Annotated in this window: 18 protein-coding genes; 10 read left to right on the top strand and 8 right to left on the bottom strand. The window is 32.0% G+C overall.

Features of this window, described 5'->3' with window-relative positions; translation table 11 throughout:
• The first annotated feature begins 69 nt into the window (after positions 1–69).
• Complete coding sequence (locus ACOQOS_RS05510) at positions 70–1,236, top strand: ABC transporter substrate-binding protein (protein WP_420573969.1); 1,167 nt, start codon at positions 70–72, stop codon at positions 1,234–1,236.
• Positions 1,237–2,268: a FecCD family ABC transporter permease gene (locus ACOQOS_RS05515; protein ID WP_420573970.1), complete on the top strand. Its 1,032-nt coding sequence runs from the start codon at positions 1,237–1,239 to the stop codon at positions 2,266–2,268.
• A gap of 152 nt (positions 2,269–2,420) precedes the next feature.
• Here the strand turns inward: ACOQOS_RS05515 and ACOQOS_RS05520 are convergent, their stop codons facing one another.
• Complete coding sequence (locus ACOQOS_RS05520) at positions 2,421–2,822, bottom strand: hypothetical protein (protein WP_420573971.1); 402 nt, start codon at positions 2,820–2,822, stop codon at positions 2,421–2,423.
• Between the two features lie 281 nt (positions 2,823–3,103).
• Here ACOQOS_RS05520 and ACOQOS_RS05525 point away from each other — a divergent pair, with 281 nt between their 5' ends.
• A complete protein-coding gene (locus ACOQOS_RS05525) occupies positions 3,104–3,931 on the top strand; it encodes an ABC transporter ATP-binding protein (protein WP_420573972.1) in 828 nt (275 codons plus the stop codon).
• 482 nt (positions 3,932–4,413) lie between these two features.
• Here ACOQOS_RS05525 and ACOQOS_RS05530 read toward each other — a convergent pair whose 3' ends face one another.
• Together ACOQOS_RS05530 and ACOQOS_RS05535 are read right to left on the bottom strand one after the other, a co-directional pair.
• Entirely contained in the window at positions 4,414–4,611 is a 198-nt protein-coding gene (locus tag ACOQOS_RS05530; protein ID WP_420573973.1) for a hypothetical protein, read from the bottom strand.
• A gap of 545 nt (positions 4,612–5,156) precedes the next feature.
• Complete coding sequence (locus tag ACOQOS_RS05535) at positions 5,157–5,360, bottom strand: hypothetical protein (protein ID WP_420573974.1); 204 nt, start codon at positions 5,358–5,360, stop codon at positions 5,157–5,159.
• An 832-nt stretch (positions 5,361–6,192) separates the two neighbouring features.
• Here ACOQOS_RS05535 and ACOQOS_RS05540 point away from each other — a divergent pair.
• From ACOQOS_RS05540 to ACOQOS_RS05555, 4 genes are all read left to right on the top strand, one after another.
• Complete coding sequence (locus tag ACOQOS_RS05540) at positions 6,193–6,678, top strand: hypothetical protein (protein WP_420573975.1); 486 nt, start codon at positions 6,193–6,195, stop codon at positions 6,676–6,678.
• 141 nt (positions 6,679–6,819) lie between these two features.
• Positions 6,820–8,250, top strand: coding sequence for a DNA recombination protein RmuC (rmuC, locus tag ACOQOS_RS05545; protein ID WP_420573976.1), 1,431 nt, complete (start codon positions 6,820–6,822; stop codon positions 8,248–8,250).
• An 80-nt stretch (positions 8,251–8,330) separates the two neighbouring features.
• Positions 8,331–9,149, top strand: a complete 819-nt coding sequence (locus ACOQOS_RS05550) for an SDR family oxidoreductase (RefSeq protein ID WP_420573977.1) — start codon at positions 8,331–8,333, stop codon at positions 9,147–9,149.
• 469 nt (positions 9,150–9,618) lie between these two features.
• On the top strand, positions 9,619–9,777 hold the full coding sequence (locus tag ACOQOS_RS05555; RefSeq protein ID WP_420573978.1) for a hypothetical protein: 159 nt from the start codon (positions 9,619–9,621) through the stop codon (positions 9,775–9,777).
• Between the two features lie 115 nt (positions 9,778–9,892).
• On the opposite strand, the gene ACOQOS_RS05560 is transcribed toward ACOQOS_RS05555, so the two are convergent.
• The gene (locus ACOQOS_RS05560) at positions 9,893–10,468 is read right to left on the bottom strand and encodes a hypothetical protein (RefSeq protein WP_420573979.1); all 576 of its coding nucleotides are present in this window, start codon (positions 10,466–10,468) and stop codon (positions 9,893–9,895) included.
• A gap of 180 nt (positions 10,469–10,648) precedes the next feature.
• Here ACOQOS_RS05560 and ACOQOS_RS05565 point away from each other — a divergent pair, with 180 nt between their 5' ends.
• Entirely contained in the window at positions 10,649–11,254 is a 606-nt protein-coding gene (locus ACOQOS_RS05565) for a hypothetical protein (protein WP_420573980.1), read from the top strand.
• Positions 11,255–11,498: 244 nt separating this feature from the next.
• Positions 11,499–13,058, top strand: coding sequence for a T9SS type A sorting domain-containing protein (locus tag ACOQOS_RS05570; protein ID WP_420573981.1), 1,560 nt, complete (start codon positions 11,499–11,501; stop codon positions 13,056–13,058).
• A gap of 79 nt (positions 13,059–13,137) precedes the next feature.
• Here ACOQOS_RS05570 and ACOQOS_RS05575 read toward each other — a convergent pair whose 3' ends face one another.
• On the bottom strand, positions 13,138–14,148 hold the full coding sequence (locus ACOQOS_RS05575) for a hypothetical protein (RefSeq protein WP_420573982.1): 1,011 nt from the start codon (positions 14,146–14,148) through the stop codon (positions 13,138–13,140).
• Between the two features lie 4 nt (positions 14,149–14,152).
• Positions 14,153–16,309 (bottom strand): VIT and vWA domain-containing protein, encoded by a 2,157-nt coding sequence (locus tag ACOQOS_RS05580; protein WP_420573983.1) that lies wholly within the window; start codon positions 16,307–16,309, stop codon positions 14,153–14,155.
• 176 nt (positions 16,310–16,485) lie between these two features.
• Here ACOQOS_RS05580 and ACOQOS_RS05585 point away from each other — a divergent pair, with 176 nt between their 5' ends.
• Positions 16,486–17,043 carry an acyl-CoA thioesterase gene (locus ACOQOS_RS05585; RefSeq protein ID WP_420573984.1) on the top strand — a complete coding sequence of 186 codons (558 nt, stop codon included), beginning with the start codon at positions 16,486–16,488 and terminating at the stop codon, positions 17,041–17,043.
• A gap of 62 nt (positions 17,044–17,105) precedes the next feature.
• Here the strand turns inward: ACOQOS_RS05585 and ACOQOS_RS05590 are convergent, their stop codons facing one another.
• Positions 17,106–17,720 (bottom strand): hypothetical protein, encoded by a 615-nt coding sequence (locus tag ACOQOS_RS05590; protein ID WP_420573985.1) that lies wholly within the window; start codon positions 17,718–17,720, stop codon positions 17,106–17,108.
• 84 nt (positions 17,721–17,804) lie between these two features.
• Positions 17,805–20,342: a ligand-binding sensor domain-containing protein gene (locus ACOQOS_RS05595; protein WP_420573986.1), complete on the bottom strand. Its 2,538-nt coding sequence runs from the start codon at positions 20,340–20,342 to the stop codon at positions 17,805–17,807.
• Between the last annotated feature and the right edge of the window lie 139 nt (positions 20,343–20,481).

Genomic DNA, 20,481 nt, shown 5'->3' on the forward strand with positions numbered 1-20,481 from the left:
ATTCTTTAGAATCTATCTATATAAAAGATGAAATAATATTACTTTTGAAAAAATTAGCAAAACCATTTTATGCAACCTATCAAATCTATTTACTGTTTACTATTAGCACTTTGTATACTTTCTTTTTCGTGTAAAACAGACAAGAAAGAAGAAAAGCTTCCAATTTCTAACACTTCCGAAAAAAGTATAAGTACACTTCAACATGCCAAAGGATTTACTGTAGAGAAACAAGGTGATTTGACAGTTATAAAAGTATTATCGCCTTGGCCAGATGCTGATAAAGATTTTACGTATGCACTTATTCCAAAAGAAAAAGCAGCTACAATGACTTTAGATCGTAATGCATATGATGCCATTGTATTGACACCTATTGAACGTATTGTAGTTACCTCAACTACGCATATTCCAACCTTAGAAATGCTTGATGTAGAACATACTTTGATTGGTTTTCCTGATACAGATTATATTTCTTCTGAAAAAACACGTGCTCTAATAGATGCTGAAAAAGTAAAAGACATTGGACAAAATGATCAAATTAATATAGAGTTACTTATTGATTTACAACCTGAATTGGTAATTGGTTTTTCTATTAATAATGCAAATTCAACCTATAAAACCATTCAAAAAGCTAAAATTCCTGTTGTATATAATGGCGATTGGACAGAAGGAACTCCTTTAGGAAGAGCTGAATGGATTCACTTTTTTGCACCGTTTTTTCATAAAGAAGCAAAAGCCACTGAAGTATTCAATACCATCAAAGAAAATTATAATGAAGCTAAGAAACTAGCACTAAAAGCAACAAAAAAACCTACTATTCTAGCAGGCGCTATGTATAAAGATATTTGGTATTTACCAGCTGGCGAAAGTTTTCAAGCACAGTATTTGATTGATGCTAATGCAGATTATCTATGGAAAGATTCCGAAGGAACAGGAAGTTTGTCGTTAAGTATTGAAAGTGTATTGGATAAAGGTTCTGAAGCAGATATTTGGATAGGTCCAGCGCGTTTTAAGACGTATGCTGATATGGAAAAAGCAAGTAAACATTATACACAGTTTGCTCCTTTTAAAAATAAAAAAATATATTCAACTGCAAATACTATTGGAAAAACTGGCGGTACTATGTATTATGAATTAGCGCCAACACGACCAGATATTGTGTTAAAAGATATTATCAAAGCGATTCATCCTGAGATTTTACCAACATACGAACCTTACTTTTTTAAACCATTACTATAGTTGGCTGAACAAAAATCATATCGCTTCACGTTTATCGTACTTATTTTTATATTGATTGGTTGTTTTCTGATGAATATAAGTTTAGGTTCTGTGGGAATTCCGCTTGAAGGTATTTTTGCAGCATTTACGGGTGGAGAAATTGAAAAGGAAACTTGGCGTATTACTATTTTAACTATACGCTTACCTAAAGCAATTGCTGCAATTTTGGTTGGTTTCGGATTATCTTTAAGCGGTTTATTAATGCAAACATTGTTTCGAAATCCGCTTTCTGGTCCTTTTGTTTTAGGCTTGAGTTCTGGAGCCAGTTTGGGCGTTGCTTTACTCATTATGGGCGCTTCTATTTTTGGTGGTTTTTTAGGTACTTTTTTAATGTCAGGCTATAGTTTAGTGATTGCTGCAAGTTTGGGAAGTTTTTTAGTGTTGCTAACAGTTATGGCGGTTTCTTTTCGTGTAAAAGATACCATGTCTATCCTCATTATAGGTTTGATGTTTGGAAGTATTACAGGCGCTATTGTTAGCGTACTTACGTATTTTAGTGATGCTGAAGAATTAAAACAATTCTTAATGTGGACTTTAGGTTCATTAGGAAATTTAAGTTGGGAAGAGTTGAGTATTTTAAGTTTTTTAATTCTTACTGGAATTCTTCTAAGTATTGCTTCTGTAAAACCTTTGAATGCTTTCCTATTGGGTGAAAATTATGCTCGTAGTTTGGGAATCAACATCAAACAATCGCGTTATTTTATCATTATTGCTACAAGTTTGATGGCGGGAAGTTGTACTGCTTTTGTGGGACCTATTGCTTTTATAGGACTTGCGATTCCGCATATAACACGTTTGTTTTTTAACACTACAAATCATAAAATTTTAGTTCCGAGTGTCTGTTTGATTGGTGGTATTTTAATGCTGATTTGTGATAGTATTGCACAAGTTCCGTTTCATGAGCTTACACTTCCTATCAACGCAATTACTTCTATGATTGGTGCGCCTGTTGTTATTTGGTTGTTAGTTAGAAAACGAAAAATGATTTTTTGATCAGACACGCTTTACTTTTAGATTTTTAGAACGCTTTCGCTATTAGAATCAAGATCGCTTCGCTAGTAGATTTTAGACATATTGGATACGTTCATTACGAGAAGCATAGCGACGTGGTAATCTGTTTCTTTCTTAATAGTATTTTTTTGTTTTTAAAGCATTTCACTTTTAGACACGTTAAGTTTCATAACTTTTTCTTCAATCTTTGAAAGGTTTAAAATATCCATCTCTGAATATGAATCCTTTTTTGTTGTTTTAATATATTCGAATAAATATTTTATTTCTTCCAAAGACCAATCATATTTATCATTAATAATAAACTTGGTATCATTTATTGTTAATCTAAGTTCACAATCAAATCCAGAGCGAGAAGCTGTATTTTTAAGAATAGCATTTGTGTTTGTGAGTCTAGTTTCTTTTATGAGCTCCTTAGTTCCTTTATAATATCTTATCCTAACAATTTCAGAATCAGAGAAAAAATCAACCAGATATAATCTAGTTTTTCTAATTTCCAAAAAAAGTAAAGGTGTAGAACAAAGAAGAAATATTCCCATAAACATTAGAGTTTTTTCAAATTTCCCCTCTATAATGATGAATATAAAAAATACAAATAGAATAAAACAAAGAGTAAATATATAAGTTAATACTCTTTTCCTAAACGAAGTTGCTGTATGAGTAATATCTATTTTTTTCTTCATTTAATTTACCAAAATAAGTTGTATATAATCGATAAATACTTCATCGTGAATTGATGGAAAACCAAATATAAGGAGTTTGTTTGAGAGATGTTGAAATAAATTTAGCAGCGTGATCTCAATATCGAAAAGTAAATAATTTGTACTTTAGTCAACTAAAACATTCGCATATTTCTAAAACAACCACATATCCAGTTTTACAAGCATCTGCATTGCGTATTGGTTATCAAGAAAAAACGAATACGAAAGTGATTGCGGAAGCAATTGATTTTAAGATTTCTAAAGGAAAATTAGTAGCTTTAGTTGGTGCCAACGGAATTGGGAAATCTACTTTGTTGCGAACTTTAGCAAAAATTCAAGAACCTCTTTCTGGAGAAATTATTTTACAAAATAGACTACTTCACTCCTATTCGAATGCGCAATTGGCTAGAGAGATTAGTTTAGTTTTAACAGAACAAATCCCTTCAAAGAATTTAACCGTCATAGAATTGATCGCATTAGGTCGTCAACCGTATACGAATTGGATTGGAAATCTTTCTAAGAACGATCATGCAATTGTTGAAAATGCTTTACAAAAAACAAATTTGCTCGAATTGAAACATCGCAAGTGTTACACTTTGAGTGACGGACAACTTCAAAAAGTGATGATTGCTCGTGCATTAGCGCAAGATACTTCTATGATTATTTTAGATGAACCAACCACTCATTTAGATATGTATCACAAAGCTTATGTATTAAACCTTCTCAAAAAATTAGCGCACGATACACAAAAAACGATGTTGTTCTCTACACACGAAATTGATTTGGCAATTCAGTTGTGTGACGAAATGATTGTGATGAATGATGGTAAGGTATTTTCTGGAACACCATGCGAATTGATAGAGAAAGGAGTTTTTGAAGCTTTGTTTCCAAACGATTTAATTGCTTTCGATGCTACTTCTGGAAGTTTTAAAGTGAGAACCAAATAGTAGCTTATTTCATAAGAAAAGCGCCTTATCAAAAAGATAAAGCGCTTTATAAAAACTAACCAACCAAAATGTAATACGACTCTCTTTACGCAAGTAACCAGCTCTTTGTACTGTCATCATCGTAATACACATTATATAAGTCAACTTCCGTGCCAAAACGTTACATATTCTCTTAAAAAGATTTAATATTTGTTAATTAAACTCAGAGTTCTGTTAACAAAAAAACACCTCACAAGCGTGAAGTGTTTTTTTAACTAAACTAACCAACCAAAAATGTATTATGACTCTCTGTACGCAAGTAACCAGCTCTTTGTACCGTCATCATCATAATACATTTTATATAATTCAACTTCCATGCCAAGAATGTTATTGAACCTTTAAATTTTAGCCAATAGTTGTGAATTATTTTATAATTGGTAAGCCATTTTCCCTAAAATGATCAGACATTGTTATTTAGGGTAAAATGTATTGTTTGTGACTAACTATTCTGCACAATTAATAATTGAGTTTGTACAAGTTCTAAGATCAGAATATTGGCAGGTGTGTACAACTGATGCTTGTTGACATGCTTTTTTAGATCCGCAAGCATGCCCGCTAATTCCACCTTGAATCTCTTGTATACTAAAGTTTGAGATCATTCTTTTTTTAAGTGTCAATGATTTAAAGTTTTGTTTTTTCATGATTAAAAAGTTTTAAATTAATGCTTCAAATGTATGGCTAGCAAAACACAAAACAATTGTTATTCAAACCTTTGTGACGATGAAGTATGTAAATAGTGATCAGTAGAAATGCTGTGTGATCAAGTAGCTAATGCTAGGGATAAAATTATTTGAGTTTACTGATAATCTACTACGTTATAAAACAGTAGAACGAAAAAAACACCTCACAAGCGTGAAGTGTTTTTTTAACTAAACTAACCAACCAAAATGTATTATAACTCTCTTTACGCAAGTAACCAGCTCTTTGTACTGTCATCATCATAATACATTTTATATAATTCAACTTCCATGCCAAAACGTAATTTGTATGCTTAAAAAATGCTTAGCGTTTTGTTAAATATTTAAAATGCTTCGTGATTCAGCTAATGAAACGGTTATAGAACATAAAAAAAGCCAGAAGAGAAAATCTTCTGGCAGAAATCCACCCTTTTACAATTAGTATTTACTACGTATACTAAATACTGATTTTTAGGTAGTTTTTATTCGAATTTGATGTAAAGGCTTAATTAATTACAAGTTTTTACGAATCGTGATTGTGGACAATTATAAGGTGTTCTTGATTGTGGACATGCATAATTTTTATCTGTACATGCAATAGTTCTACATTCAGCATTGACCCAAGTTATATTTCCTCCTGAAATACTATCTGTATCAAAGTTAGAAATTGAAGCTTTGTTTAGCTTTAATGATTTTAAATTTTGTTTTTTCATCTTTAAAAAGTTTTAAGTTAATGCTTCAAATGTATTGTTAGCAAAATATAAAACAATTGTTATTCAAACCTTTGTGACGATGAAGTACGTAAATAGTGATCAGTAGAAATGTTGTGTGATCAAGTAGCTAATACTAGGGATAAAATTATTTAAATTTACTGATGATCTACTACGTTATAAAACAGTAGAACGAAAAAAACACCTCACAAAGCGTGAAGTGTTTTTTTAACTAAACTAACCAACCAAAAATGTACTATGACTCTCTTTACGCAAGTAACCAACTCTTTGTACTGTCATCATCATAATACTATACACTATTAACCAACTTATGTGATAAAAATTGTGTCGACTTTCATTTTCTAACAAAACTTTAGCATTTGGAAACTTTTTTTAGGAATAATTAAAAAGGCTTTACCCAAAACAGCAATATTATATTGTATTTTTTGGTAAAACGTTGACACGTTTTAAAAAGAAAAAACACTTTACAAGCGCAAAGTGTTTTTTTAAACTAACTAACCAACCAAAATGTAATGCGACTCTCTTTACATCGAGTAACCAGCTCTGTGTAATGTCCTCACCGCGTTACATTATAGTATAAAACAAGTACCGTGCCAAAAATATATTCTACTTGTTTTTTCTTTATGATTTTATTCGATACTTTTAGTGTTTTAATACGTTATCTTGAACATAATTTTAAAGATCAAGCGTATGCAATTACTGATAAGCAATGTCGTTTCTATCGAATTACGTAACATATGGATTGCGGTTTGAAAAAAGAATTACAACTTAAAAAAAACGATATCGTACTATTTTTTACTAATAACTTTCATACATGAAAAAAGAACTTTTATATCTTACAGCTATTATTCTTGGTAGTATTCTAATTATTGGTGCATTTTTTGGATTTGATAATTATACAGGTGACACCACTATCGACTTTAATGTGCGTGATACATATTATGTTTTCCCTACAATATATGGAGTTATTTTTGCTGTAATTCTTATGATTACAAGTGCTTCTTTTGTTCGTGTTGTATTTACACGATTCAAAATTAAATTTACCAATTATATTTTTTTATTTTTTAATGCTTTACTGATTTTGTGCATTGTTTTTGTTTGTAAATCATTAGGTGATTTTGAAGCCATACTGCGTGAAAATATTACAGATACAACTTCTCAACAAATGGCAAGTTCCATGCACAAAGGCATTGCTAATTTGATACATTCTGGTTATTTTATGCTTGTCTTAGCTATTTTTATTGAAATGTTGGTGCTTTTTAAGACGAAAAAACTACCTCAAGCTACATCTACAGACTAAGAGAGGAATTTGAATTGCTTTAATTTTTGATGTTTTGTCTTTTTGAGAATGATTTGTCTAGGGTGATTTTTACACATTCTTAATTCACAATTTTGAATTCAAAATTCACACAAAATAGTATCTTTACGCAAAATTCAATTCATGTCAGAAATCCTTATTTATATTATTCTTATTGTAGTGTTTTTAGCCGTTGGTATTTTTTTAGGAATGTACATCGGAAATTTAAAAACAAAAGCACAACAAGAAGGTTTACACGAACGCAATCGCCAATTGCAAACTCAGTTTGACGATTTGAAAACCTTGATGGATGCTGAGAATACCAAACAAAACGAGTCGTTTCAACAGCAATTGAATGGTATTAAGGAGAGTTTGGTTAAAACCGAACAAGAACGTGAAGAAATTAGACGTGAAAAAGATTTCCTGAATGTGGAATTGGCACGAAAGAATTCCGAATTTGAAAGTCTACAAAAACAAAACATTGAACGTGACGCATCTTTAAAAGAACAACAAGAACAGTTGCGTAAAGATTTTGAGTTACTCGCTAATAAAATTTTAGAAGAAAAATCATCTAAGTTTACCGAACAAAACAAAGAGAATATTAAAAATATTTTGACGCCACTTCAAGAGAAGATTCAACATTTTGAAAAGAAAGTGGAAGATAGTCAGAAGGAAAATATTAGTATTCATTCCGCCTTGCGCGAAAAGTTATCTGAGTTGAGTAAAGCCAATATTCAAATTAGTCAAGAAGCTGTGAATTTAACGAAAGCTTTGAAAGGTGATAGTAAAATGCAAGGAAATTGGGGCGAATTGGTACTTGAACGCGTGTTGGAAAAAAGTGGTTTGGAGAAAGATCGTGAGTATGTGGTACAGCAGAATTTTTCTCGTGAAGATGGTTCGAGAGTATTGCCTGATGTGATTATCAATTTACCAAATAACAAAAAAATGGTGATTGACTCTAAGGTTTCATTGACAGCATACGAACGTTATGTAAATACTGAAGACGAAGAAAGAACAATCAGTCTAAAAGAACATTTAACTTCTATAAAACGTCATATTGAACAGCTTTCTGCAAAGAAATACGAAGATTTGTACGAAATGGAAAGTCCAGATTTTGTCTTGATGTTTATTCCGATAGAACCTGCATTTGCAATTGCAGTGAATGAAGACACGACTTTGTATAGCAAAGCTTTTGAGAAAAATATTGTGATTGTAACACCAACTACTTTATTGGCGACTTTGCGTACTATTGATACTATGTGGAATAATGAAAAACAGCAACGTAACGCTATTGAAATTGCGCGACAAGCTGGTGCATTGTATGATAAGTTTGAAGGATTTATGAACGATCTTATCGGCATTGGAAAAAAGATTGATGCTACAAAATCTGATTATTCTGCTGCAATGAATAAATTGTTTGAAGGTCGTGGAAACATCATCAAAAGCATTGAAAAGATCAAGAAAATGGGCGCAAAAGCTAAGAAGTCGCTTCCTGAATCTATTTTGAAACGTGCAGAAAGTGATCCTGAAACAGCACATCTTCCTGAAAACGAAGAACCAAGACAGTTATTCTAGTTTAAATGTTGAATGATTAATTATGAATTGTTCATTATCTTCAATACTTAAACTTATACATTCTTAAATTTCTTGAAACATTGAAACAAAAGCAGATTAGTATTTTAGGTTGCGGTTGGCTAGGATTTCCCTTGGCCAAACATTTTGTTGCGCATAACTACATTGTAAAAGGTTCTACTACTTCTACCGAAAAAGTAACGACATTACAAGAAGCGAATATTCAGCCTTATGTTTTTTCTTTAGGTATGACGAATAATGATCAAGTATTCACTGATTTTTTAGCAGACAGTAATGTTTTGGTGATCAATTTTCCTCCAAAACGAATTCCGAATATTCTAGAAATCTATCAACAGCAAATAGAAGCTATTTTACCTTTTATCCACGAGAAACAACATGTTATTTTTGTAAGTTCAACTTCTGTGTATCAAAATACAAATGATTGGGTTACAGAAGATATAGAGAATGTACCCGAAAAAGTATCTGGAAAAGCAGTGTTAGCCGTTGAAAATATTCTTAAAAAGCATTTACAAGAACGTTTAACTATTCTTCGCTTTGCGGGACTTTTTGGATATGATAGAGTTCCTGGGCGATTTTTTGCGAATAAAACAGAAGTTGCCAACGGGAAAGCTCCAATTAACATGATTCATCAAGACGATTGTATAGGATTGATTGATGCAATTATTGATCAAAATGTTTGGGGAGAAATTATAAATGGTTGCTCGGACGAACATCCATTACGAGAAGTGTTTTATGTACTGGCAGCTAAGAAAGAAGGTTTAGTTCCTCCAACATTTAAAGATACAGATGAAGTTTCTTTTAAGAAGATATCTAATTTGAAGAGTAAAACTTTGCTAAATTACTCTTATAAACATCCTGATCCATTGGTTTTTGTGAAGTAGGTTTTTGTGAGTTCGTTTATTCGTTTATCTGTGAATTTGTTTATTTGACATTCCAAAAACCGTCAGTTCGAGTGCTAAATCTATGATTTGGTGTATAGAAAACAGTTTGGAAAATTAGAGTACTTCTCGACATAAAATTTCTATGAAATTCCACTCGAAGTGACGCTCTGTGTATACTTTGAAAAAAAATTATTCTTCATAACCAATTTAAAATTCAACATTTATCATTTAATAATATCAAAGTATTCTCGACTGCGTTCGAATTGACATTTAAAACTTCTCAGTACTTAATTCTCAACACTCAATACTAACTTTCGTTTCACCAACGTATATCATCTAATTTACGTTTCCTTTGTTTTTTATTCGATTAATTCTGCTATAGCTTGCATTAACAATCTGTACGAGAGATTGTGAAGGCGAAGTCGAAAACCTTTCATTATAGAGTAGACATTAACAGAATTTATGTACCATGAAAAAACAACAGTTAAAAAATTTACGCTTACAAAAAAGCATTATTTCTTCATTTAAAACAGGAACTTTAAAAGGTGGCGGCTGGACTTCTAGCCTATTTTATCCGCCTAATGCACAAGGTTGTCACTTTGCTTGCAAAACTCCTACAGGAGATTAATCTTAAACAAAATTTACTTTGTAGTTATTATAAAGTATATCCTAAAAAAACACCTTATCTGTAATGAGATAAGGTGTTTTTGTTACGTTGTCGTTCGTTTGGTAAGCGATACATACTAAGCGTTTTTTACCGTGATTGCAATTGCTTTTCCTGGTGCTAAACTTTTAGTTACTTCTACTTTTTCTAATTGCTTCATGAGTTTTTGATCTTTTTTCCACTCACCATTTACAAATAAAGCTACTTCGTAGATGTTTCCTTCTGTTGTTAATTTTACTTTCAATCCTTCATAGTTTGAATTGTATGCTTTTACAATACTTTCATAGTTTGCTTTGAACCATAATTCTGCTTCTTTTGCTCTTTTTGCTAAAGCTTCTGGTGTTGATTCTCTTTTTCTTTTTGCTTCTGCCGCTTTTGCCAATGCTTCTTTTAATTCTAGTTCGGCTTTTACAATGCTATCTTCTATTTTTTGTGCTTCTGCGATTTCCATCAATTTGATGTCATTTACTATTTTTGAATACGCGATACAATCTTCCATTGCTTTTTCTTCAAATTGGAGAGTTGTTTCTGTAGCAACTGTTTCTTTTACTTCTACTTCTTGTACTTCTGTAGTTTTGTTTTCTTTTGTTGCAGTGTTACATGCTATAAATGTCATTGCTGCTACTCCTAATGTTGTGAATGTTGTACGTTTCATAATTACTTGTTTTAATTGTTATACTTTATTTATAGTTCAAATATCAGACGAAACCGTCGAACAATTTGGGTAGCTTTAGTATTCGTTAGAAGTTATCTAGAATTCGTTTAAGATTGTATATAACATTCTAAAAATCATTTAAAAAAGTATACTAAGTAAAGTGTTATTTCGTTAGTATACATGATGAGAAAAATAATCTTTTTAGTATTTACTAGTCTACTTTGGTCTTCTTGTTCACAGAAAAACAATGCTACTTTTCAATTCAAAATTCCTCATTACGCAAGCGAAATACACATTGATAAACTCTCAGAATTTGATACACTGCTCAGTTGGCAATGGCTTTCCGATAATATTATAGATGATAGACAATGTTATAGAATACAAGATGCGACTTTAGATATTGTTCTCGAAAAAGGTATGTTACCTACTCTAGCCAAACAACGCAATCAGTTGACTATAAAAGTTCCTATGCATTCAAATAAGTTTGAAACATTTGAGGTAACGAAATGGATTCATGAGCAAAAAAATCTATACGAAAGTGAATCTATACATTATACATTCTGTGTGATCGATTCTGTTGTGATTGACACAAAGAAATTTGGTGTTTTATGCATTGAAAGAGAGTTTGATGACGAACATGTGACAAAAGTTCTATATGCGACTAATATTTTGGATGAGAAAATTGAATTCGAATTCTTATCAAATGTACTTACATCAGATCGTTTTTATGAACGTTCATTAGCTATGATGAAATCCTTAAAAATAAAATCAATTGAAGAAAATTAATTGTAATTCTTGATTGACTTTTTTTCTTTCCAATTATCATATTTTCCTGTAACTACTTCTGTTTATTACAATAAACAAATATTCACTTGATACTTCACATTTCATATTGGATTGCCAACACATAGAAACTTGTAAAAAAGGCAAAAAAATAAGGTTACGATTTTCTTTTTGAGACATAGTATAATACATCCTCACAAAAAGGATTTTTTAAACATCGTAAACAATTAAAATTAATTTAACTAGTATGAAAAAAAATACGTTTTTGGCTTTTATGTTATTTACTACATTCATCTTTGCTCAAGATGGTAATTTAGACACCAATTTCGGGACTAACGGATATGTGGAATTTAGTTCTACTAATATTGGAGTATATAACGATTGCCTGCAGCCTGATGGCAAAATTATTTACAGACACGACAATACTATTCAACGACTCAATCAAAATGGTAGCTCAGATACGTCATTTGGAAATTCAGGTACTATAAGTATGGTTGAACCTGGTAATTATAGATATGGCATCTTACACTCAAATACTGACAATAAAATAGTTACTTTATCTAAAAATTTATATACTACTTATTATATGTCTAAATACAATTTAGACGGTACACACGATGCTACTTTTGGCAACAGCGGACAAGGATATATAAACCTTGATGTTGATGATATTGAAAGTCCTTTAATCGTAAAATTGTCTCCTAATGGAACCATTTTTGTCGGTGGAAATGATGATCGATCTGGAACAGGAGTCGATGATTTATTTTTAAGAAAGTATGATTTTGATGGCGCAGCAGATGAATCTTTTCATTACACATCTAGTAATATTGGAATTAATTTAGGGAGTACTTCTGTTGGACATTCTTCTGATGATAGAGCTGTAGATGTTGACATCATGTCTGAAACTAAAATTGTACTCACTGGTAGAGGTACTTATTATAATGTAAACTCTGTATCTCATTACAGATCTTCAATAGTTATCATAGAAAATGGAGTTACTAATCCAGTTAAAAGAAGTGCTCCATATAGTAATCCTTCAAATGTTGTTAAAAGCAACACTACAATTGATAGCGCAAATAATATTTACATGCTAACGGGAATTAATAATACGTTTACTGTAAATCCTCAAAATGTAATTCATAAGTGGAATTCATCAGGATCGTTAATCGATTTTGGTACTGATGACAGACTTACTATTACTTTGGAAGTGAACCCAAATGAATTCGCTAACTTTCAACGTATTTTAGTACAACCAGATGGAAAAATGCTTTTAGCAGGTACAACTTTCAACGCAAGTTTATCAGGTTTCAAAAAGCCAAACCTTATTATTGCTAGATATTTAGCTGATGGAACTTTAGATACAACTTTTGGAACTAATGGATATGTATTACACGCCATTAGTTATTCTGGAGCTTCAACTGATAATACAAGTCATTCGCTGACACATTTATTTGCCTCTGATGATTTCAGTTCTATTTATATAAGTGGAAGAAACGCTGAGAATTATGTTATTCTTAAATATGGTGTTCCATCTTTATTGTCTGTAGATGATGTTCAAGTTGCTACTAACTCAGTTCAAATGTTTCCTAATCCTGCAAAAGATATGGTTACAATTAGAACTGCAGACGCTAGTCGTTTACACCAAAAACAATATGCCATAACTGATATTACAGGACAAGTTATCAAGCAAGGAACATTTTATAGTGATAACGAAGTTTCTAATATCAATATTTCTCAGTTACGTACTGGAATCTATTTTCTAAAAATTAAAGGCTTTACTGAAGTTTTAAAACTGATTAAAAAATAATCGTATCAATATTCTGTTTTCTATAAAAAATTGGAAGTCTGCGTAGTTAGACTTCCAATTTTTATATTATAAATCATCATCACACTTTCGTGTAACTATTTCCGTTTACCTCAACAGGTGAATATTCACTAGATACTTCCGATTTCATAATAGGTTGCATGACACATAAAACCGTCGTTTTTCCTTTGATAGTTAATGTGTTACCACGCACTTTTGTTAACCATCTAAATTTCTCTATCGGTATATTGAATGCTTTAATGGTGTTCAGCAAATTTTCATCTTCAGAAATCCAATCGATGATTTCTTCTTTGTTTTTAAAATCTGGAATGTCTTCTTTGGCTTCAAATTCAAATTCCCATTCTACAGGAATATTGAAACGATACGTATATAATTCACCTGGCAATTGTTCTGCGCGTGTTTTTAAAACCGTTTCCCAATCTGTCTTTACGTTTGGATAGTTCTTTTTAAATTCCATTGCCAACGCTCTCGGACCTGGCGAATGTGCCGTTGGATAATATCCGTAATAGGTTTTTGCTAAATAATGTCCTGCATATTTTCCGCCAAATACATTAAAATATTCAGAAGCAAAAACTGCAATATGCCGATCGGATGTGAAAGCGGTTTTTAAGCTTTTTAGAAGCTCTTTATTTGTGCCTAATCCGCAGGAATGAAAAATTATTTTTGTGTTTTTTCCCAAGAAATTGGTAGTTAATGGAGTTATTTCATTCGTTTTGATCGCTTCTTGCAAAGTTTCTGAAGTAATTCGTTCGCCATCAATAGAAGTTTTCATCGACAAACCGCGCCAAGGATTGCTGTGACTTATAATATGAATGTCTCCATATATATTTTCGTCATAATGCAAACGCAACCAATCTTGAATTGCTGTTAGACTCTGTGCTTCATCTATAAGTTGACAATATTGATTGCTAAAATAGTTTTTAGCATTTGTGTAATACGTATTATCACCTTCATCAAAACCTGCAATAAATACTAATGGTTTTACTGTGCTAGCTGCATTTTGTGCCGTTTCAGTTCCCGCGAAAGCGGAAACCGAACAACACCATAACAATATAAAACAGATCTTTTTCATAGTATTATTTTTTGATTGTTATGACTACTTTTTTATCTAAGTTAAATGCGTCTTGAACATCTATTAAATTGATTCTTTCAAGCAATACTTCATTGGTAATCCAGCTACCGTTGACTAAGATTTCTAATTTTAGAATTGTGCCATTTTTGGAAACTTCTACACGAATTCCGTCATACGTTTTTAGATATCTCTTTATGATTTTTGCATAGTTTTCACGGAACCAATTCGTCGCTTTTTCATTCAGTTTTGTATCATCTGCTTTTATTGTTTTGCTTCGTTTTTTTCTTTTGATAAACGTTTTTCCTTTTACAGACGCTTCAGCACCAACAGCGCTATTGTTTACATTTTTTGGCATTGGCAATGGTTGTTTTACTACTTTTCTGTTGCCATTTTTGTTTACAACTTCGTTATCTACTGCTACAAATGATGTGTATTGCGTTACTAGATTATATTTTAATCCAAGTTCTATAACTTGTTGTTTTGTATTGTCTCCAAAACGTCTTTTGTAATCGTCTAAGCGTTCTATTTTTTTACGTGCCCATAAGTAACGAAGTGCTTCATTGTCTTTGCTTAACATTCCGTCGGCAACGCGAAACTCTTTTTGAAAAACACCATTTCCTGTTTGTCCAGTAATCGTTAATATTCCTTTGGCGTCACCTCTGTATTTTCCGAATACTAATATAGGACGTGAAGCAAATACATCTGGAATGCTACTTGGTGTAACGTCATAGGCATCGAAACCTTCTGCTTTGATACGAATTTGTGTTAGTAACGGTGATTTTATATAGTTTCTAAATTTTTCTGCAACTGCATTTGCTTCGTTCATTTCTGTTGCGATAAACGATTCGCTACTGCTTATTTTTGCCATTCCTTCTAGTAAATATCTATTGACACTTGAACCAATTCCGAATGTAAATACATTAGCTTGTCCTAAGTTTTGCGCTATCATATCAAAGGCTTCACGTTCTACGCTTACATAACCATCGGTAATGACAACCATTGATCGCGCGCTAGTTTTGTCCATTCTTGGTAATGCGTATGCTGTTTTTAGTGCATTTAGTAGGAGTGTTCCGCCACCGCCACGCTCGTTTGTTAGGAAATTGATTCCTTTTTGTATGTTTTCTTTGCTACAGCTTAAAGGTTTTGGTGATAATACGCGCGATCCACCAGCGAATAACAGAATGTTGTAATGATCGGTTTCTGGTAAGTTTACTAATAGATTACGTAATAATTTTTTGGAAACTTCCATCGGATAACCATTCATAGAACCTGAAACATCTACTACGAATAGGTATTCTTTCGCGGCTGGTTTTACTGTTACAGAAGCTTTTGGCGGTTCCATCATGTACGCAAAGAATTTTTCTCCGTTTTCTTCGTATAGTAATAATCCTGATTGAATTTCATTACCACGCATACTGTATTTTAGAATGAAATCGCGATTCGATGGATTTTTGTTTTCGCTTGTTAATGCTATTTCTGCTTTTCGTGTGTTTGGATAGTTTACTTTGATTTTATGTGTGTTTGACGATACATCTGCAATTGGAATTCCTGCGTTAATTTGTACATCTAAGTCATATTGAAACGTGTCTCCTACTCCTTTTCTTGTGTATGGTTGATTGAATGCTTTTTCTCCTGAAGTACTTTTACCTACAAATCGTGGTCCAACAACACCTGGAAATACAAATTCGTAACTTCCTGCTAGTGGTACGAGCATTTCTGTATAATAAATATCAATCGTTACGATATCGTTTTTCATGATGTTTCCAACGTTCATTTGAAATACATTTGGACGATGTTGATCTAGTTTTGCAGCTCTTTTTCCTTGTTTTAGCGCTTTGTCATATACACGTTGTGCTTCTTGCTTTTCGAAGATTTTTGCATTGATGGTACGATCGCCGATGGTCATTTGCATTTTGTGTACAGCGGCTTGTGTAGATAGCGGAAATACGTATTTAGCTTCTATCGGAATGTTTCCTGTGTTTTGATAGGTTTGTGCAATGTGTACGTGTGCAATATTTCCTGAGATTTTCACATCAGCTTTTGTTGATTTTAATGGAATTACTGCATTTGGCGTCAATACTTCTAAGTATGGACTTTCCGTTTTTTGTGCAAATCCGAAACTGGATATGAGCGCGATGAAGATGACAAGGATATGTTTCATAGTATTAGATTTTTGATAGTTTTCGTTCTTGATGTTTCAAAGATCTTATGAAATTGCTGCAAAATTTGGTTCGTTTTAGAATTCGTTATGCATGATCTAGAATTCGTTTTAAAACGTGTTTTATCTTACGTAAGTGAAAAAAATAAGAAGTATCTTTAGGTTTTAATTCATCCTTTATGCCAATACGTTATAAATCTGCAGACGAGTCAAGAGTAGTTATTTCTGAATTGATGTTGCCATCACATTCAAATTTTAGTGGAAAAATTCATGGTGGTTATGTGCTTTCTTTGTTAGACCAGATTGCATTTGCTTGCGCTTCTAAACATTCTAGAGCGTATTGTGTTACTGCTTCTGTGGATACGGTCGATTTTTTGAATCCGATTGAAGTTGGTGAATTGGTTACGATGCGTGCTTCTATTAATTATGTTGGACGAACTTCGATGGTTGTTGGCATTCGTGTGGAAGCGGAAAATATTCAGACTGGAACAGTTAAGCATTGTAATTCTTCTTATTTTACAATGGTTGCGCGCGATGACGATGGAAAAGGCGTAGAAGTTGACGGATTGATTTTAGATGATATTACCGCCATAAAACGCTTTTTGAAAGCTTTGAAACGTATTGAAATGAAACGCAAACGACGTGAAGAGTTTGATCATGAAGATTTTGTTCCTAGTGATTATTTAGCTGATTTAGAAAAGTATAAAGTGAAAGTTACTTGTACAGATACACTTTAGTTGATTGGTAAACATGTCTCTTTTATAAGTTTTGAATGTGTCGAATTTTCTATTTATGTCAATTAATCATCTATTCGTATGAGTTTTCCGTTTAGTTTATAAAAGAAGGTAAATGTAGTTCCGCCGTTTTGAGGTTTTAACATGATTGTATATTGTGTTTTTGCGATGTCTCCATTTTTTGGAAATTTCACAAAAGCCATGTCTAAGCTTGGGTTTTTAATGTTTTTTTCTGTTTCTAGTTGTTTTATAGATTTTGTAACTAATGTCCCTAATTTTTTCAAGTTAATTTGATCATTTAATTGAAACATAAAATCTGCAGCTTTTGTTCCTTCAGGCACTTCTAAGGAAATATCTGAGTTTTGTGTCCATGTACTTTGCGTAAGATTCCATTGCCCCATTTTTAAAGATGCTGGAGCTTCTGTAACAGTAACACCGACAATGTTTCCAATTGACGGACTGAACGTTATCGTTAAATCTGTATAGTATGCATTGGCACCAAATTTATTTTTTATTTCGTTTTCAATTGCACCAAAACCTTCCGCATTTGCAGGTTGTTTACTGATTCCATCTTGACAAGAAACGAATGTAAAAAGCACTATAGAAATGACTAATACTACAAATTTTACAATTCGGATACGTATGTCTTCTTTTCTTTTATATAGCTTGTTTTTTTTCATAATCTATATGTTTTTTACTGATTAGTTTCATGTTAAATGTATGTACTAAGTAGGAATGAAAAATAGAGAATCAATTTATCTTTATTAAAATTGAATCATCTGTAATTGTTCCAAATACGTCTCTCCTACTGGGATTTTCTGTTCTTTGATAACAACCCATTTTTTTCCTTTGCTAGATATTTTGTCAATCCGAATGATGTAAGAGCGATGTACGCGTAAGTATTCGAGTTTATCAGGCGTTGTTGCTATAAATTCTCCTATTTTACAGCGAATTGTGTATGTCTTTTTTTCGGTGACAATGTCTATGTAATTTCCTTGCGATTTGATGTATAGAATTTCATAGGTAGGAACTTTGAAATCTTCTCCACTAGATCGCAATTGAAGAAATTTTTCTTTTCTTTTTAAGCGTTTGAGTGCTAGTCTAATGAGTTCTCGTATGATATCTTTATTGTAACTTAATACACGTATTTTGAAAAATAGATATATGATTCCTGTGCATAATAGCGCGCACAGGCTATAAAACCACCAAGTTCTCCAAAAAGGCGGTAAGATTTTAAATTCATAAGATATCATGCGATCGCTGTAATTTCCTTTAACACTTGCTTTCGCCTGAAATGTATATGTTCCAGATGCTAGTGATGGAAAACTAATTCTACGATTGTTTATTGTTGTCCAATTGGTGTCAATTTCTTTAAGTCTGTAATGGTATTTTATTTTATGTGTATGCTTGTGAGATATTGCTTGAAGTAGAAAAGTTATATTGTTTTGAGTATTTGCTAATCGGATGTGTTCGCCTTTTAATTCTTGATTGTTTGTGGAGACATTTTGTAAGCTTAACGAAATGATTTTTGAAGCTTTTTTTTCGTCTAAAATCGTTTTGTCAAAAAAGCATAAACCTTCTTTTGTTGCTACCCAAATTGTATCGTTGATAATTTCCACGTCATCAATATCATTACTGAGTAAACCATCTTCTTTTGTCAGTGTCGCTATTTTGAAATCTTTGTCGGAATTAAATGTAATTCTGTTTAATCCTGAGTTGGTACATGCCCAAACTGTAGTATCATTTTCAATATATACTTCATTTACTATATTATTCGTTAAACCATCTTTTTCGTTGATGGAATATGTTGTGTTTCCATATACTACTACACCAGCGCCATGCGTTGCCATATACACTGTGTTTCCAGTTGTATTTACATCAATATCATCAATGCGTAATTTTAGAAAATCTAAAGATTCATCTATGTTAACTATACTATCTCTATGTACAAATAATCCATTAGATGTACCAAGCAATACTTCATCTTTGTACATACATACATCTTGTACTTTATAATCTAAAGAATATCTTACAACTGTATCATTTTGCAACATCGTATATGAGTTGGTGGCCGTTTTTAGTAACGGACTTCCCATATTTTCAGGTATTTTACGCACATAGTTTGCTAACACCTTTTTGTTGGTTGTATAATTGACAAAATTACCTTCACTATAGCCGTAGAAATGATTTCGTATAGTATCAAACCCAACAACTGCTCTATTGGTATTTAATGCTTTGTAAATAATCTTAGAGGTATTATTATAAATACTTACAATATCTCCATTGTTGAAACCCGCATACAGTCGGTTTTCGTTGTCTTTTACTAAAGAGTGCACATATTCTTCAGTAAAAACTTGGACTTCAGGATTTTTTACATAAAAAACACCATGATCTAAAGTACTAAACCAATAGCTTCCTCTGGTATCGATTAGAAAGTTAGTTACAGATTGTTTCGGCAGAAACGTTTTAACTACTTTTCCTGATACATTTCTTATTTCTGCTCCATTGTTATAGTAACCCACAAAAAAGTGAGTATCACTTACACGTTTTACACCAATTACCGTATGTGCTATGTCTATATTTTTATAGCTATTGTCTTTGTTTAAAATCCTTAAACTATCATTTATGATGATGTACTGTTTTTCATTAAGTATATCAAATTGAAGACGCGGATTGATGGTGTTATTAAATTTAAATACTAAGGTATTTTCTGTTGATTGATAAGCATCAAATATTGAGAATAATATGTTTTTTTGAGTATCAACACCAATATATAAGTCCTCTTTCTCTTGTATATTCTCTGGATTAGCATCTCCGTCAAAACGTTTGATGACTTTTCCATCTTTCTTTATTTCTATAGATCCTAATATGGAATAACCGCCAATGTGTAACGATTCGTTTTCATCTAGTACAATACTTTTTACAACACTTCCATTATTGATATGTTTTTTAAAAGTTGCATTGTGTTTATAGGGCTTAAATCCGTTGAATTCTTCATCGAAATAGAATAAACTTTGACTTTGATATCCAAAACACCAAATTTGACCATTTTTTTGAGGGAAAAAATTTAAAATTACATTGTCTGGAAGTCCATCGTTTGTTGTAAAATTTTCAAATTCATAACCGTTGTATCTTGATAATCCTTTATCTGTAGCAAACCAAATATATCCTTGTTTATCTTGATATATATCATAGACTTGTGAACTAGGCAAACCTTCATCTACACCAAAATGTTTGTAAATGTACTCTTGACCATGAGCAATATGGACCACAAATAATAAAACGATTAGATACTTATACATTTCCAGTTAAATTGTTTTTCACAAAAGTAATGGTATTAAAAACATAACCGAATAATTGAAATTCTGTTCGTCACTATTATTTAGGCATTCGTCCCTAGAAGCTGTATTTTAAGGACTTTGTTGTGACGTTTTGTAAAAC

The organism is Kordia sp., assembly GCF_965224175.1.
In the GTDB taxonomy this organism is placed as follows: Bacteria; Bacteroidota; Bacteroidia; order Flavobacteriales; family Flavobacteriaceae; genus Kordia.